The 17,022-nt window shown below is 40.8% G+C and carries 9 protein-coding genes; 5 read left to right on the forward strand and 4 right to left on the reverse strand.

The annotated features are described in order from the left end of the window. Positions 1 to 3: 3 nt before the first annotated feature. The 4 genes from groL (at position 4) to AB5542_RS04580 (ending at position 6,503) form a co-directional block, all read left to right on the forward strand. Positions 4 to 1,638, forward strand: a complete 1,635-nt coding sequence (gene groL, locus AB5542_RS04565) for a chaperonin GroEL (protein WP_087421339.1) — start codon at positions 4 to 6, stop codon at positions 1,636 to 1,638. A 106-nt stretch (positions 1,639 to 1,744) separates the two neighbouring features. Beyond that, the gene (locus AB5542_RS04570) at positions 1,745 to 3,439 is read left to right on the forward strand and encodes a Na/Pi cotransporter family protein (protein WP_087421338.1); all 1,695 of its coding nucleotides are present in this window, start codon (positions 1,745 to 1,747) and stop codon (positions 3,437 to 3,439) included. A gap of 108 nt (positions 3,440 to 3,547) precedes the next feature. Further along, positions 3,548 to 5,104 carry a glycine--tRNA ligase gene (locus AB5542_RS04575; RefSeq protein WP_279036863.1) on the forward strand — a complete coding sequence of 519 codons (1,557 nt, stop codon included), beginning with the start codon at positions 3,548 to 3,550 and terminating at the stop codon, positions 5,102 to 5,104. Between the two features lie 160 nt (positions 5,105 to 5,264). Continuing rightward, positions 5,265 to 6,503 (forward strand): DcaP family trimeric outer membrane transporter, encoded by a 1,239-nt coding sequence (locus AB5542_RS04580; protein WP_279036860.1) that lies wholly within the window; start codon positions 5,265 to 5,267, stop codon positions 6,501 to 6,503. 103 nt (positions 6,504 to 6,606) lie between these two features. Here the strand turns inward: AB5542_RS04580 and AB5542_RS04585 are convergent, their stop codons facing one another. Further along, a complete protein-coding gene (locus tag AB5542_RS04585; protein WP_340278589.1) occupies positions 6,607 to 7,848 on the reverse strand; it encodes an OmpA family protein in 1,242 nt (413 codons plus the stop codon). 97 nt (positions 7,849 to 7,945) lie between these two features. Further along, the gene (locus AB5542_RS04590) at positions 7,946 to 10,555 is read right to left on the reverse strand and encodes a hypothetical protein (RefSeq protein WP_288215422.1); all 2,610 of its coding nucleotides are present in this window, start codon (positions 10,553 to 10,555) and stop codon (positions 7,946 to 7,948) included. Positions 10,556 to 10,921: 366 nt separating this feature from the next. Here AB5542_RS04590 and AB5542_RS04595 point away from each other — a divergent pair, with 366 nt between their 5' ends. Continuing rightward, positions 10,922 to 11,851: a bifunctional riboflavin kinase/FAD synthetase gene (locus AB5542_RS04595; RefSeq protein ID WP_279041186.1), complete on the forward strand. Its 930-nt coding sequence runs from the start codon at positions 10,922 to 10,924 to the stop codon at positions 11,849 to 11,851. A 54-nt stretch (positions 11,852 to 11,905) separates the two neighbouring features. On the opposite strand, the gene AB5542_RS04600 is transcribed toward AB5542_RS04595, so the two are convergent. Continuing rightward, positions 11,906 to 13,144: an OmpA family protein gene (locus AB5542_RS04600; RefSeq protein WP_279041184.1), complete on the reverse strand. Its 1,239-nt coding sequence runs from the start codon at positions 13,142 to 13,144 to the stop codon at positions 11,906 to 11,908. A gap of 121 nt (positions 13,145 to 13,265) precedes the next feature. Further along, positions 13,266 to 16,037: a PL29 family lyase N-terminal domain-containing protein gene (locus tag AB5542_RS04605; RefSeq protein ID WP_270545283.1), complete on the reverse strand. Its 2,772-nt coding sequence runs from the start codon at positions 16,035 to 16,037 to the stop codon at positions 13,266 to 13,268. Positions 16,038 to 17,022 lie beyond the last annotated feature (985 nt).

Raw genomic sequence — 17,022 nt, forward strand, 5'->3', positions numbered from 1 at the left:
GTTATGGCAAAAGAGATAAAATTTAATGTTGAAGCCCGCGATTTATTGAAAAAGGGTGTTGACGAATTGGCTAATGCAGTGAAAGTAACGCTTGGCCCCAAAGGACGTAACGTGGTAATCGAGAAAAAATTCGGTGCCCCGCATATTACCAAAGATGGTGTTTCCGTGGCAAAAGAGATCGAACTTTCTGATCCGTATGCAAACATCGGAGCACAAATGGTAAAAGAAGTGGCATCCAAAACAGGTGATGATGCCGGAGATGGAACTACAACCGCAACGATCTTGGCTCAATCTATCATCAACGTGGGCTTGAAAAACGTGACTGCCGGAGCGAACCCGATGGATTTGAAGAGAGGTATCGACAAGGCTGTTGCTGAAGTAGTGAAGAATTTGGAGAAACAAAAAGAAGCTGTTGGTGAAAACTATGACAAAATCCGTCAAGTTGCCCGTATCTCTGCCAACGGTGATGACAATATCGGAGCATTGATCGCTGAGGCCATGGAGAAAGTGACCAAAGAAGGCGTGATTACGGTGGAGGAAGCTAAAGGTACTGAAACCGAAGTAAAAGTGGTTGAAGGTATGCAATTCGACCGCGGTTACATTTCTCCCTATTTCGTAACTGACACGGAGAAAATGAACGCAGAATTCGAGAAACCTTATATCCTGCTTTATGACAAGAAAGTTTCCACGATGAAGGAACTTCTTCCGTTGCTAGAACCGGTTGCTCAAGCTGGGCGTGCTTTAGTAATCATCGCAGAAGATGTTGAAAGCGAGGCATTGGCAACCTTAGTTGTGAACCGTTTGAGAGGTTCTTTGAAAATTGCTGCTGTGAAAGCTCCCGGATTCGGAGATCGTAGAAAAGAAATGCTGGAAGACATTGCCATATTGACAGGTGGTGTCGTGATCTCTGAAGAGAAAGGCTTGAAATTGGAAACGGCCACGATCGATATGTTAGGATGCGCTGACAAAATCACGATCGACAAAGAAAACACCACGATCGTGAACGGTTGCGGTTCAAAAGAGGCTATTGCAGAACGTGTGAATCAAATCAAGAAATTGATCGAACATTCTACTTCTGACTACGATAAAGAAAAATTACAGGAAAGACTGGCTAAATTAGCTGGAGGAGTTGCCGTACTTTACGTGGGTGCCGCTTCTGAAATCGAGATGAAGGAGAAGAAAGACCGCATCGATGATGCCTTGAGCGCAACGCGTGCCGCAATCGAGGAAGGTATCGTTCCCGGAGGTGGTGTGGCTTACATCCGTGCTATCGAAAGTCTTGAAAAAATGAAAGGCGAGAACGAAGACGAAACCACCGGTATCGAGATTATCAAACGTGCTATCGAAGAACCGCTTCGTCAGATTGCCGCTAACGCCGGAGTTGAAGGAGCCGTGGTAGTGAACAAGGTAAAAGAAGGCAAGAAAGATTTCGGTTACAACGCCCGTACAGGTGTTTACGAAAACTTGATGAAGACCGGAGTTATTGACCCGAAGAAAGTAGCGAGAGTTGCCTTGGAGAACGCCGCTTCTATCGCCGGAATGTTCTTGACCACCGAATGTGTTTTGGTAGAGGAAAAACAAGAAAATCCTGCTCCCGCAATGCCGCCGATGGGTGGAGGAATGCCGGGAATGATGTAATCATCGAGGAATTTAGATAAAAAAAGCCCCTTTTCGGGGGCTTTTTTTGTTTACTTTATATACCTTTACACCCGCAAATTCAATTTATTACACTTAATACGATTTTATGAATTACACGATTCTCGATTTCTTGCAGTTGATCGGATCATTGGGTGTGTTCCTCTTCGGTATGAAGATGATGAGTGAGGCCTTGCAAAAGGTTGCGGGTAACAAAATGAGAACCATCCTCGCCGCAATGACATCCAATCGCGTGAAAGGGGTGATTACAGGTTTGTTAATCACGACCATCATCCAGAGTTCCTCAGCCACCACCGTAATGGTTGTCAGTTTCGTTAATGCCGGCTTACTTGACCTTATCGGTTCTATCGGGGTCATCATGGGTGCCAACGTGGGAACCACGTTCACGGCATGGTTAATCTCCATCCTAGGGTTCAAGATTAGTATGGTCAGTCTTTCTCTTCCCCTGATCGGGTTGAGCCTACCGCTGCTTTTTTCGGCAAAACGGATGCGCAAGAGCTGGGGGGAATTGATTATCGGTTTCGGACTTCTATTTATCGGTCTGAACTTCCTGCAGGAAAACATGCCGAACATTCATGAAAATCCAGAGATCCTAAATTTCTTACATAATTACACGGATTTAGGGTATGGTTCTTATATCCTGTTCATGCTTATCGGAACAGCACTGACCATACTGATACAATCATCATCTGCCACGATGGCACTGACTCTGGTCATGTGTGCAAACGGCTGGATCGGGTTCGACATCGCAGCTTCCATGGTTTTAGGAGAAAACATCGGAACCACGATCACGGCGAACCTCGCCGCCATGGTTGCCAACACAACTGCCAAAAGAGCCGCTTTTGCTCATTTCCTGTTCAACCTCTTCGGGGTTGCATGGGTTTTAGCCATATTCCCGTTCTTTTTAGGCTGGGTGGCACAATTGAGTATTTACTTGGGAATTGGAGATCCGTTCACAAGCGTGGGTTCGGTTCCGGTAGCGCTATCGTTGTTCCACACTTGCTTTAACGTGGCCAACGTGCTTATTTTGATCTGGTTTACCAAGGTCATTGCAAAACTCGTTACCCATATTATCAAATCCAAAGAATCGGCAGACGATGCCTTCACGTTGAAACATATCAAAATCGGGTTATTATCTACCCCGGACGCATCCCTGTTCCAAGCAAAACAGGAGATTTCTCACTATGCGAAGAACACATTGGATATGTATCGCCAAGTAGTAGAATGTCTGCACACTCCCACGAAAGAATTCGAAAAGAAATTCAATAAAATAGACAAACTGGAAGACGAGAGTGATGTGGTGGAAGTAGAAATTGCAGACTACCTGACGAAAGTATCGGAATCCAAATTATCCACGGAAAACTCGCAACGGGTCAGAGCTATGTTCAAGATCGTATCGGAAATCGAAAGTATCGCCGACTCGTCATTGAACGTTGCCAAAGCTGTTGGACGTCGGAATGAACAAAACGTGGAATTCCCCGAATTTATCGACGAGAAGTTACAACACATGATGGCTATCGTGGACGAGGCACTCGTGGTTATGTGTGCAAACCTCACGATTGAATACAAGGAAGTGAAGGCAAAGAAAGCTTACGAAGTAGAGCAAACGATCAATGATTACCGGACGATCCTGCAACAGGAACACTTGACTGCAATCGAGGAAAAGAAATATGATTATGCCACGGGTATTATATACAGTGACATTTTCTTCGAATGCGAGAAGATCGGGGATTACGCAATTAACGTGACCGAGGCAATCAAGGAAATCGGGAGTGACAACTAATGAATTGAAAATGGAGAATTGAAAATTGAAAATGAGATATTTAACTTTCAATTTTTAGTCCTTAGTTTTTAGCTTTTAACTTTTAGTTTTTAACTTATAACATATAACATGGCACAAGAAGATATTTTTAAAAAGCTGGTAGCACACTGTAAAGAATACGGATACGTGTTCCAGTCATCAGAGATATATGACGGGCTGGCTGCGGTGTACGATTACGGACAATACGGGGTTGAACTGAAAAACAATATCAAAAAGTACTGGTGGGACTCAATGGTGCTGTTACACGAGAACGTGGTAGGATTGGATTCCGCCATTTTCATGCACCCGACTATCTGGAAAGCCTCCGGGCACGTGGATGCTTTCAACGACCCGTTGATTGATAATAAAGATTCAAAAAAGAGATACCGGGCAGACGTACTGATCGAAGATCATATTGCCAAATATGACGACAAGATCGAAAAAGACGTTGCCAAGGCAAAAAAGAGATTCGGGGAGAAGTTTGACGAAACATTATATCGCCAGACGAACCCGCAAGTGCTGGAAAATATTCGGAAAAAGGAAGAACTTACTGCCAGAATGGCAAAGGCTTTGAATGAGAACGACTTGGTTGAACTTCGCCAGATTATCGTTGACAACAAGATTGTTTGCCCGATTTCCGGCACCAGCAACTGGACGGAAGTACGCCAATTTAACTTGATGTTCTCCACGGAAATGGGGTCCACGGCCGAAGGAGCCAGTAAGATATACCTGCGTCCCGAAACGGCACAAGGTATTTTCGTGAACTTCCTAAATGTCCAGAAGTCCGGACGTATGAAAATTCCTTTCGGAATCGCCCAGATCGGTAAAGCTTTCCGTAACGAGATCGTGGCACGTCAATTCATCTTCCGGATGCGTGAATTCGAACAAATGGAAATGCAATTTTTCGTACGCCCCGGTAGTGAACTCGATTGGTTCAAGAAATGGAAGGAAACCCGTATGAGCTGGCATCAAGCGTTGGGATTCGGACCGGAGAAATACCGGTTCCACGATCACGAGAAACTGGCGCATTACGCAAATGCAGCCACGGACATTGAATTCCGTTTTCCATTCGGCTTTAAAGAGGTGGAAGGAATCCATTCCCGCACGGACTTTGACCTAAAACGTCACCAAGAGTTCTCCGGGAAGAAAATACAATACTTCGATCCCGAGTTAAACGAATCATACGTACCTTACGTGATCGAAACATCTATCGGCGTGGACCGGATGTTCCTGCAAATCCTTTCTGCCGCTTACACGGAAGAAGAGATCGAAAAAGAAGACGGATCGAAGGATTCACGGGTTGTATTGAAATTACCTCCTGCCCTAGCCCCAATCAAGCTGGCCGTGATGCCACTCGTGAAGAAAGACGGGCTACCCGAGAAAGCAGAAGAAATCATGAAATTATTGAGACTGGACTTCAGATGCCAGTACGATGAAAAAGACTCTATCGGCAAACGCTATCGCCGCCAAGATGCCATCGGAACCCCGTTCTGTATTACCATCGACCACCAGACGCTGGAAGATAACGCCGTAACCATCCGTTACCGGGATACGATGAAACAGGAACGCGTGGCCATAGACCAATTACATGACATCTTGAGAAAAAAGACGGACCTCCGTGAAATTCTGAAAGAAGTCAAGATATAATGATTGAGTGATTGGGTCCGATTCCGCAATTTATGATTCTTTTAAATTGCGGAATCGGAAATCCCTCAATCTAAAATCATAAAATTCACTATCTTCTTAACTTTTACTTTTCCATCCCCGTATATAGTGTTACTAAATTAACCAATTAATTTGTAACGCTATGAAAAAATTGACATTGCTATTGTTGATAGCCATCTCTTGTGGATTCTACACGGGGGTACGAGCGCAAGTCAACGTGACTTCCGTTTCGGAAAAAAATGACGCGGACAACTTCTACAAAATGATGAAAGAGGCTTTCCCGCTATCATTCAATGACCCGGCATCTCCAAGATTCGTGTTTTTCAACAAGAATAAAAACTTCGTTTTCGGTGTGGGGGGATTTGTGCAAGTACAGGGGATTTACGATTTTAACGGAGTTCCCAATGACAATTATTTTACCACAAACGCCATCGCTCTCAAAGGAGAACAATCCGGGGGTAGATATGGTATTTCTGTCGGGCAATCCCGCCTATTCTTCAAATTAGTCGGAGACACGGATGTCGGCAGATTGGTCACCTACATGGAAATGGAATTCGAGGGGAACCAGAGTACCCCAATTCTAAGACAAGCTTTTATCAAATTTAAAGGATTCACGATCGGTAAAACATGGAGTACATTCTGTGATATTGCCGCAGGACCGGCCACGGTGGACGAGGAAGGCCCTTCCAGCGAAGTGGCATTACGCCAGCCACAGATTCGCTACACGTACAATTTTACAGACAAGCTGGAAGCATCCTTGGCATTGGAGTATGTGGAGCCATCCTACACGGAAGGAGAATTTACCAAGTATATCAACCAACGAATTCCGGACATCCCGATTAATGTGAAATACAGTTTCAAAAACGGGAGTCACCTGCAAGCGGGAGCCGTGTTGAGAAATATGTATTACAAAGATGAAGTTGAGGATAAAGACCGGATCGTTACAGGTTGGGGAGCCTCATTGAGCGGTATCTGGCAATTTGCCGAAAATACATCCCTTTGTTTTCAAGGAGTGTACGGGAAAGGAATCTCCAACTACATACAGGACATTTCCGGTTCGGGCCTTGACCTCGTACCCAGCGCCACGGCAGAAGGGAAATTGAAAGCTTTCAATGCATGGGGTGGTTATATCGGATTCTCTCATAACTGGAGTAAAGTTCTGACATCAAATATCATGTACAGTTATGCCCGAGCCCTTGATCGTTACGGGATGCCCGCAACATCATACAAATACGCACAATACGCCGCCACCAACCTGTTCTGGGATTTCAGTGAATACGGTTCCTGCGCCATAGAGTACGTATTCGGTCGTCGGAATGACTTCAACAAAGATTACGGTAACGCCAGTCGTATCAACACGATGATACAGTACCGGTTCTAAAATCAGTACCAAGAAGTACGAATATATTTTAATCGGGAAAGGGATTATCCATTATTTTGGAATAATCCCTTTTCTATATTGTCAGATTTGTCGTCAATCCCATTTACTTGCGTTTCTTCACTTCAACCTTGCGAGCCTTTTCCGTGTAAATATCCTTTTGATCCACCGACATATCCTTACCCTCTCCAAACGTGCTCATCCGGTCGGCTGAAACCCCTTTACCAACCAGGTAAGATTTCAACGCCTCTGCACGTCTCAAGGATAACGGTAGATTGACTCGATCCGTTCCCGTGTGGTCCGTGTAACCACGAATATCAACCTTCACCCCCGGGAATTCCTTCAATGCTTCCACGATACGGGAAAGTTCACCGGCGAAACGAACCGTGTCGATAACCGCCAAGTTACGTTGAAAGTGAATTGTCGGTAATACCGGGAAAGTCTTTGCAGAGGTCTCCACCTTCACAACGTTCTCTACCGGCTTTTTCTCCTCCTTCACAACGGGTTTCCGCTCTTCCTTCACCACCGGGCGTGTCTCCTCTTTTACCGGGAGCGTTACCGGGGGCTCGGAACGAGCGGGGGCATACATCAGGTTCTCCTTCTTCTTGTTGTTACCCATCTTCCAAACCACCCCGACCGACAAGTTCGCCAACCAGTTGTATTTACTGGAACAACAAGTGGCAACACCGTCAAAATTGTTGTTTGCGATCCAGGTAACACCGGATTTCAATTGTAAATCGATATGCTTGCTCGCGCGATAGCGTAAGGCGACGTCACCTCCCAATCCCAAGTTCACGCCGTTATCCAGCGTGGAAGAGGTGTCAAAACGCTTGTCGTCCTCTTTCTTGTATAACTTGGGCGAGAACTTTTGCAGGTAAACCGCCGGGCTTATTAACACGGTCCAACGGCGTAGTTCTTTCTTCCCGAAAAAATTGTTCACGTTAAAATCACCGTGTAACCCGATAGTGAAATACTTCACCTTGGAATAAACGTCATTATAATAAGCGAAACCCTCTTCCGGCAGCGTCCCGTAGTAAGACTCCCCCGTCGGGTAAATCTTGAACTCTTTCTCCCATTTCTTGGCACTCCCTTTCCCCTGTCCCATATCGGCTGTCAAGGACAAACCAAAAGTCGGGGTTAACTGGTAACCCAGTTGTAAACCACCTCGTCCACCCAGGTAAGTTTTATCAGCGGAGAAAGAAACCATGTCCCCACGGAAAATGGATATGCCCCCGTTCAATCCCAAGCTCCAGCGGGAAAAGTCATTGTACACTTGTTTCGTTTGGTTCTGCGCTACCAGAAAAGAAGTAACCATCAGAAAACAAAAAGAGAACACTATTTTTCTCATACCTATACATTTTAAATAATTGATTAGAAAGGGGTGCCTGGAATCAGACACCCCCATTCTCCTGGTTGCAATCAATAATGAATATTGAAATCCATTATTATTTTACCTCTTTTTCTTTAATCGTAACTGAGATATTTCCAGTTGAAGTTCCATAATTATGGGTAATTGTAACCTTGAAGTTCACGGTGACACCATTGAACTCAGCTCCAGTAACATTTGTCCAAGTCACTTCACCCGTCTCCTCATCAAGAACAAGATTCGTGTTATTTTCCCCAATAACTTCAAACTTAACATTAGACTTCTCTAAACCGTAAACATCATATGCCAAACTAGTAAAATCGCCTGTCGATGCATAGGGTTTTTCCTTACTTCCATCGCCACTAAGCCCAAATAATTCATTCGTTACAGTTTGCACATCTTTAAATGACAACAATTTATTTAAATCAAATGTTGATTTAGCCGTAGAGTTTCTATCATTAGCAAGTGTATGTTTTACCTCATTCTGTTCAACTTTTGCACTTAAAGGATTAACAAATTTCAATTTGTAAGTTTCTTTTGCTAATACGACAGAACCATTCTTAATCGTTACTATAAACTCAAGTTCTTTACCGATCAAGTTCTCCTTAGCAAGATTCTTCTTCCAAGTAATCTTGTCACCATCAATCTCGATATATTCATCTGTTATATCCTCACGAACTAATGCGTACTCTTTGGTCACGGTCATTCCCTCCGGAGCCGTAATGATGAACGCATCATTCATTTTAACACTTAAGTCAAATGGAGTCGTAGCATTTGTAAATACACCAGGAATTGTCAAAACATTATTAACCCAATACCCATCAGCCAAATTCGGTGTAATTGTAAATGCGTCAACGGTTAACTTACCAGTAATTATAAACAGCCCTTCTTCTCCAGTTCTATCATCCTCAAACTTAATTGTAACATTATAATTTCCAGGTTTAACATCCGATGTTGCCGTAATATTGAAAGAAGTTTTACCCGTAATTACAACTTCTGCACCTGTAACAACAGTTCCTTTGGCATCAGTAACAGTTCCTTTCAGATTAGTTGCATGAGTTTTCCATAATTCAAGCTGCTTAGCAGTCATTACCTTACCTAAAATAGCATCAAACTCTAAAGCATTATCTAGAGTATTACCATTCTCTTGCATAATCGTAATCTTTTGATCAGCAAAAGTAACATCCTTGCTGTACATCTGAGTATGGAACTCTGCCTCAAACTTTGCAGGCACCATTTTTGTTCCATTCCAATCCATCGCATAATATACGAATTTCAAAGATTTACCATCGATCTCCATAGGGACATTCTCAACAGTCTCATTAACAAGAATTTTCCCTTCATACAAAGCTTGTTGATCGATATTACCATTTGCTAAACAGGATTTTGTAAACTCATCTGTTTCGTCGATCATAATATATCCTTGCCCTTTATAAAGTAAAGATGAAGCGTCTTCAAAAGCCAAAGAACCATTTTCTTTAAAAGCAAATGTTGCAAATTCATTAATATCTTCTTCTATTCCAAGATACATTTTAATTTTCTTATCAACAGATATACCCGTTAATTCGTCAGAATTCTTAACTTTAACAATAAAGCTATACATTGAATAAACCGACTTCCCATTTTCAACTTTAGGAGTAGCTTTTAAGGCTAATTTGTAATCGCCCACCTTCGTATCTGAACTACACAAAGCTGAAACCGTGAAAATATCCTTGTTGATAACTTTCTCTGGCTCTGCTGCCCGTGAAGCAAAAGCATCATCCCCCTTAATCTCCCAGGTAGGCAAAACACCAATAGTACACGGGAACTCTTTCCCATCAGCAGTAACTAATGCAAATTGGAATTTATCTGTCTTTACACTTGTCGGATTAATGATTACAGGGAATTCTGCATCACCTAAACTCAATACAGCACCTTTGGAAAGAGATTCTTTAATATCTCCATATCCCCAAACGACATCCGCAGCAAGGGCTTTACTTCTTATGAAAGAAATATTCGTATTACCATCGGGAGAAAGGATCCCCGAGATCGTATTTTCGAATGCCTCAATTTTAGCATTTAACTGAGCAAATGTTCCATCTTCTTTCAACATTTCTTCCATCTGTTCTTTCAAAGTAGTAACATCTTCAGTTAACACCGGCAAATCTATACCCTCAAGCGATTCATTAATTCCATCAATTAAATCTTGAATTTCGGTCAATTCACTCGTGATCCATCCTTTAATAATTGTTTCTGTCGGAATGCCTTCCAAATCCGCGGAAGTCAAGTAATTGTGATCAGACAAATACTTTGCTAATGCATCTTCATTCAAGAACCCCTCAATATCACCTTTTTGAAGATAATTATCCAAAGCTCCAGCTTTCAAGTAGTTTTCCGCCTCTGATTCCAATTTCTCTACACGGCTCTGTAAATTTTTCAAATTGTTAATGTCGGTTTGAAGACCCTCAATCACACCTTTATCAGCCTTATCTGCAATCGCCGTATTTAATTTATTTTCTAAAGCCGTAATCTGTTCTGAAATGGCCTTTGATAACTCTTGAGTTGCAGCTGATTTATTAGCATCAATCTGTTCCTGCAAATCTTTTATATCGTCATCGTAATCCTTACAACCGACGAATGTTGGACTTGCAAGACCACAAAGTAAAGCACTTAAAAGTGCCATTTTTGCAAAATTCCGTTTTTTGTTCATACTTAAAAAGAATTATATTGGTAATTAAAAAATATCAAGTCACCTTAAAACGTAACTTTTCTCATTAAAATATCTGCTTTATATAAATGTATATTTTTATAAATATCTATTTAATATCATACCTTCATTTTTAACAATTTCAACGATCAATAAACGTTCGTTTAATAATATTTACAACTTATTGATATATAGAATATTATGTTCGCTTAGATCGCTCTGTCTCAGTCGAGGCTACTTGGCCATACACTCTCATTATCAACCCTATATTATTTGTCGATAAATATATATACAGGGATTAGAGTTTATTTAGCCCCATAATTCAGTTATTTGTATTATTTTTGCCCTTAACTATTCAAACGACTAGAAATGAAGGTTCACTACGGAGTTGAAAATATAGAGATCAAATGCCCCGTCGTCACGATTGGAAGTTTTGACGGTGTACATTTAGGTCATGCTTGTGTGATACAACATCTAAAAGAGAAAGCGTCCAGTATTGATGGGGAATCCGTCATTATCAGCTTTGAACCCCACCCGAGAGAAGTGCTTTATCCTCGGGAACAAAAAATAGGAATCTTAACAACACTGGAAGAGAAGATTACCATTCTGGAAAAATATGGCGTTGATCATTTGATTATCTTGAAATTCACACTTGAATTCGCCCAGCAATCCTATAATGATTTCGTGAAAAAGATTCTTATTGACAAACTAAAAATTAAAGGGCTTGTCGTGGGTTATGACCATCGATTCGGGAAAGACCGAGCCGGAAATTTTGAAAACTTACAGGAACTAGCGAACGAATACGGTTTTTTCCTTGAAAAAGAAGTCGTTTTTGAAGAAGATGATGTGAATGTCAGTTCCACGAAAATCCGGAATGCTTTAGCTGTGGGAGATATTACTACAGTAAATCGTTTCCTCGGCTATCCTTATTCTATCACGGGAGAAGTAGTTTACGGGCACCATTTAGGCCACAAAATCGGTTTCCCGACAGCAAATATTCAAGTTTCCGACGAACGAAAATTATTACCAGCTATAGGCGTGTATGCCGTAAAAGTAATCATCGAACAAGAAATCTTCAACGGGATGCTCAATATCGGAATCCGCCCCACGGTCAGCAACGATGGGCAAGTTTCCTGCGAAGTGTATATCTTCGATTTCAATCGAGACTTATATGGAAAAACCATCACGATAAATTTCATCGACCGCATTCGGGGAGAACGTAAATTCAACGATATTGAAGAATTACGAGCTCAGTTACAAAAAGACCAGGAAAAAATTCTCAAGCTATTGAAATCGTAAAATAAAAGCCACCTTGAATACAAAGTGGCTTTTCTTGTGATCATATAGAGAGGCTTAGTGTTTTTTCACTTCAACCTTACGGGCTTTTTCCGTGTAAATATCTTTTTGATCCACGGATATATCTTTACCCTCTCCGAACGTACTCATCCGATCAGCGGGGATTCCCTTGCTCATGAGGTAAGTCTTCAAGGCCTCTGCCCGTTTCAAGGATAACGGCAAGTTGACACGATCTGTCCCTGTGTGATCCGTGTAACCACGAATATCAACCTTCACCCCCGGGAACTCTTTCAATGCCTCCACGATGCGAGAGAGTTCATTGGCGTAACGAACCGTGTCGATGATCGCTGAGTTACGTTTGAAATGGACCGTTGGTAACACCGGGAATGTTTTCTCCGCAGTCTCCACCTTCACAACGTTCTCTACCGTTTTCTCCTCTTGTTTGACAACTGGCTTTTGCTCTTCCTTCACCACCGGGCAAGTCGTCTCTTTCACGGGAAGTATTACCGGGGCCACGGAACGAGCGGTGGCGTACATCAGGTTCTCTTTCTTCTTGTTGTTACCAATTTTCCAGACTACTCCAACCGAAAGGTTTGCCAGCCAATTGTACTTGCTCGTGCAACAAGTTGCTACACCGTCAAAGTTATTATTCGCAATCCAAGCCACCCCGGATTTCAATTGCAAATCAATGTGCTTGCTCGCACGATAGCGCAAGGCGATGTCACCTCCCAATCCCAAGTTCACGTCATTATCCAGCGTGGAAGAGGTGTCAAAACGCTTGTCGTCCTCTTTCTTGTAAAGTTTCGGCGAGAACTTTTGCAAATAAACCGCAGGACTTAACAACACGGTCCAACGACGCAATTCTTTCTTCCCGAAAAAATTATTCACGTTAAAATCTCCGTGCAGACCTAACGTGAAATATTTGATCTTGGCGTAAATATCGTTGTAATAAGCGAAACCAGCTTCTGGTTCCGTGCCATAATAAGATTCCCCGTTCGGGTAAATCTTGAACCCTTTTTCCCATTCCTTGGCACTTCCCTTTCCCTGCCCCATATCGGCCGTTAAGGACAAACCGAAAGTCGGGGTAAACTGGTAACCCAGTTGCAAACCTCCTTGTCCCCCAATATAAGTTTTATCTGCCGAAAAAGAGATCATGTCTCCCCGGAAAGCTGAAATTCCCCCATTAACACCCAAACTCCAACGGGAAAAATCATCATATACTTGCTTCTTTTGTGCCCGCACAGACAAAGAGAAAAGCAACATCAAAAGACAAAAAGGCAATAATAATTTTTTCATACCTAAGTTATATCGTATTCAGATTTTGATGACTTGAAGAAGGGGTGTCTAGTTCTAGACACCCCCTTTCTCCTGGTTGCAATTAATAATGAAAACAAAGTTCCATTATTTTCTTATAATCCTATTTCACCGCTACAGTTACAATAGTTTCAAGTTTTCTCCACGGACAATCCATAGAAACTTTCACCTTCAAGTTTACAGCTCCTACTTCACCAGTAGCATGGAACGTGATAATACCTGTCGTTTCATCGATAGAACACTTACCACCTCTTTGTTCCATTTGTGCTGCAAATGCTTTTGAATTCTCATCAGCCCATTCAAATTTCGGAGCCGAAATTTGGTATACTTTATCTGCTGCACGTTTCGTAGTACCATCTGCATCTACAATAATTTCTTCGAATGCTTCTTTCTCATAAAGAACAACATCTTTTTTATCTTTTACAACGATGCTCTTCATAATATTCAAAGTTTGATCTATTGTAGTATTATTTTTATCCAATTCACCACCCTTGGCAACCAATGATTTCAACGGAGAAACGAAACGTACTGTAAATTTAGCTTCAGTGTTTGCTTTCAAACCGTCTGTCATGCTAATCGTTCCGCCAGTAGCTACATTATTGACCATCTTGTCCAGATCCAAGTTAAACCAAGTAACCGGTTGAACGTCAATATCTCTATAATCAGCATCTGCAGGTAACTTCGTTACAGAAATTTCACCCTTCCAATCCTCTTTGGTCGTAGCGTTTATATCTACAATATTTGCATCCTTTTCTGCCGGATTTACAAAAGTATACTGAATATTTGCTCTAGCACTAACTTTATTTTCAATATTCCATGCTGCATCCCAAGGATTCTCGTCATATGGCAAATTGTAAATAAATGCATCTGCAATCTTACCTCCCATGTCAAATACATAGTCGTTCGTCTTGTCAAATACACCGTTTACAAGCATATGTCCACCTTCCCAGAAGTTACCCCCCTGATCTGCATCCGTACGCTTCGTCAAATAAGGTCCTACTGGGTATTTAACGTTAACCGTGTAAATCACGTATACAGGAGGATAAACATTGTCGTCAGTAGATTTGAATACACCTTTCACTTGATATTGACCGGCTTTCTTATAGTTCGGAACATAAACTGCCAACCATTCATTCTTCTCTGTTTCCGTTTTTCCTGTCATCTTCAACTGGATTTCGCTATCAAACGGAACTTCTGTAATTTGTTCGAATGTAGTATAAATCGTATGGAATTTATCTGCACCTAAAATGCCTAAATGAGTAGCAACGTGTCCATACAATTTATCCAATTGCAAATATTGAGCAGTACCTACATTATTCAACAGATAATCTAATGCTTGAGTGTAAGCCGGGATCTCTTTTTCTGCTTCTTTCTCTGCAATTAACACTTTAGCATACACCGTTTTTACATCTTTACCATGATTAACTTCTACATCACTTACCAATGTAATCTTAATAATTGGTGTTCTACCAATGGAAGAACCTTTCTCATCACTAGCCTCTTTAATTGTCAAAGTACCATCTTCTGCTAAATTTACATAGCTACAATGATCCTCTTTATTACCATCGTTATCTTCAAATAAGAATTCAACTTTTTCAAACTTGTAAGAATGTTCGTCAAATCCATTGGTAGTAAACTCGAATTTACCTTCTTTATTAGTCAAGCCTGTTCTTTTAAAGAATGCAGCGATTTCGTCAGCTAATTTCAACTCGCCTTTACCATCCTTATAAACTAACGTGAAATGAGCGTCAGCAGCCTTAGCCTCATCCCCTGTTTTAGCTAGTACATCTTTATATTCAGTTTCTCCTTCTTCAACAAATTTCTTCTCAATTGTCACATCATTCTGAGAGATGTTGTAATCAAATCCCATTACATAATCAGAAATCAATTCTTCTCCTTGATTTTGAACTTTCAATGCGACAATATTGAATGATGGATCAATCATTCCTTCTTGCATATCCCATCCCCAAATGTATGAATCCTCATCGGTTACGTCTTCCAACTCATTATAAGAGTACAAACCACTCATGGCTTTACCTCTTAAAGTCAAATATTCCCCGTCAACATTCACGTCTGAAACAAGAATTCCGTTGTTAGCAGAACGAGCTAAAATCTGTTGTTTTACAAACTCCGGATTCTCTACAGTAGCTCCTTTCGGGTTGATCTGATATTTCAAATCAGCTTTACCGGCATAAAGACGTACGTAAGCGCCATCTTTATCAACACCATAGATCGTCGGGAACAACAATCCGTTCTCTGCAACATCTACCAAATAATTCGGAATAGTCAACAAACCACTTAAAGCAGCGTTTTTCCAGATCTTAACCGGAGTCTCAGGAAGATTACCTTTTTCGTCTACCACGTAGAATTCTACAAATTTTTCGTGATCAACAGCGTAAGAGGCACCCGTTTGTGTATTAACTTTTGCCCCTTCTTGTTTTGTTCCATTTACATAGATATAGCCATCTTCACCGATCGTGATTACCACATCTGCAGCAGCTTCATTAACAACTTTTCCCTTGTCAACATTGTCGATGATCAGATGTCCATTCTCATCAACACTTACAACTGTTCCAACGCCATCAGCTCCATCATTTCCTTTTTCACCATCTTTCCCATTTACAATGTCATAGCTTGTGTTGTCGTTGAATGTAATTTTGAAACCTCCTGTTATGGGAGTAACACTCGTGATTGCCTTTCCATCGTTAACAAGTTTCTTCAATTCCTCAAAGTTCTTGTTCAAAGTGTTCACCTGTTCTTGCAAACCATCTATATCGTCGTCGTAATCCTTACAACCAACGAATGTAGGACCTGCAAGACCACAAAGCAATACACCCAAAAGTGCAGTTTTTGCAAAATTCCGTTTTTTGTTCATACTTAAAATAAATTATATTGGTAATTAAAAAAATATCAAGTCACCCAAAAGCGCAACTTTATCACTAAAATTCTATTCTACAATTTTTGAAACAAACGTTATTTTCTTGTTAATCATACACCTCCTCTTTTAAGGATTACAACAACGCATTAATTGTTCGTTTAATGAATTGCATAATAATCTTGTAATCAATGTGTTATGAAAATAGATTATCAAATATATTTCATGTATTATTCGACGATATATGTTTGATTATAACAGTATTATCTATTAAATAAAATTATCTGGATTTATAATATGAATATCATATCTAAAATCGGCTTAGATAAAACCTCTAAAAATCAGTTATTTGTAGAAATGGAAAAATTTAGTTCCCAATACAAAAAAATGATTCATTATCCCAATTAATCTCCTAAAATAATATAGTATATAGTTATCTTGAAATAAAAGGTGAGAATATGATTCTTAAATAGATCGTAAAAATGCAACAATTACTATCAATATTTATATCGAAATGCGTATCTACAATCTGTAAAACAGATCATTTGTGTCGTTTTGCGCACATAATAAACAATATATATACAAAATATGAAATTTTTTTTGATCAATTCTTTCTTGTTTCATAAAAAGTCGTACATTTGCAATCAATATATGAACGATTATTGATATTTTATCAATAAAAAATATAACAGTTAATTTTAACACTAAAACCTTTCGTTTTGTCAACGTTTTCTCGTTTCCTTTTGATCAATTTCAATATAAAAGCCACCTTAATATAGGTGACTTTATCATGCCAAAACAGCATTACGCTTAGATAAAAAAGCTGGTAGCCTCTTTTTAATAATGGTGGGGAAAATATCTACATGAGTTTACATCAATGTTTCTTCACTTCAACTTTACGAGCCTTCTCCGTGTAAATATCCTTTTGATCCACCGACATATCCTTACCCTCTCCAAACGTGCTCATCCGGTCGGCTGAAACCCC

Origin of the sequence: Butyricimonas sp. RTP31003st1_G1_RTP31003_210430 (genome assembly GCF_040920905.1) — a bacterium.
Classification (GTDB): domain Bacteria; phylum Bacteroidota; class Bacteroidia; order Bacteroidales; family Marinifilaceae; genus Butyricimonas; species Butyricimonas paravirosa.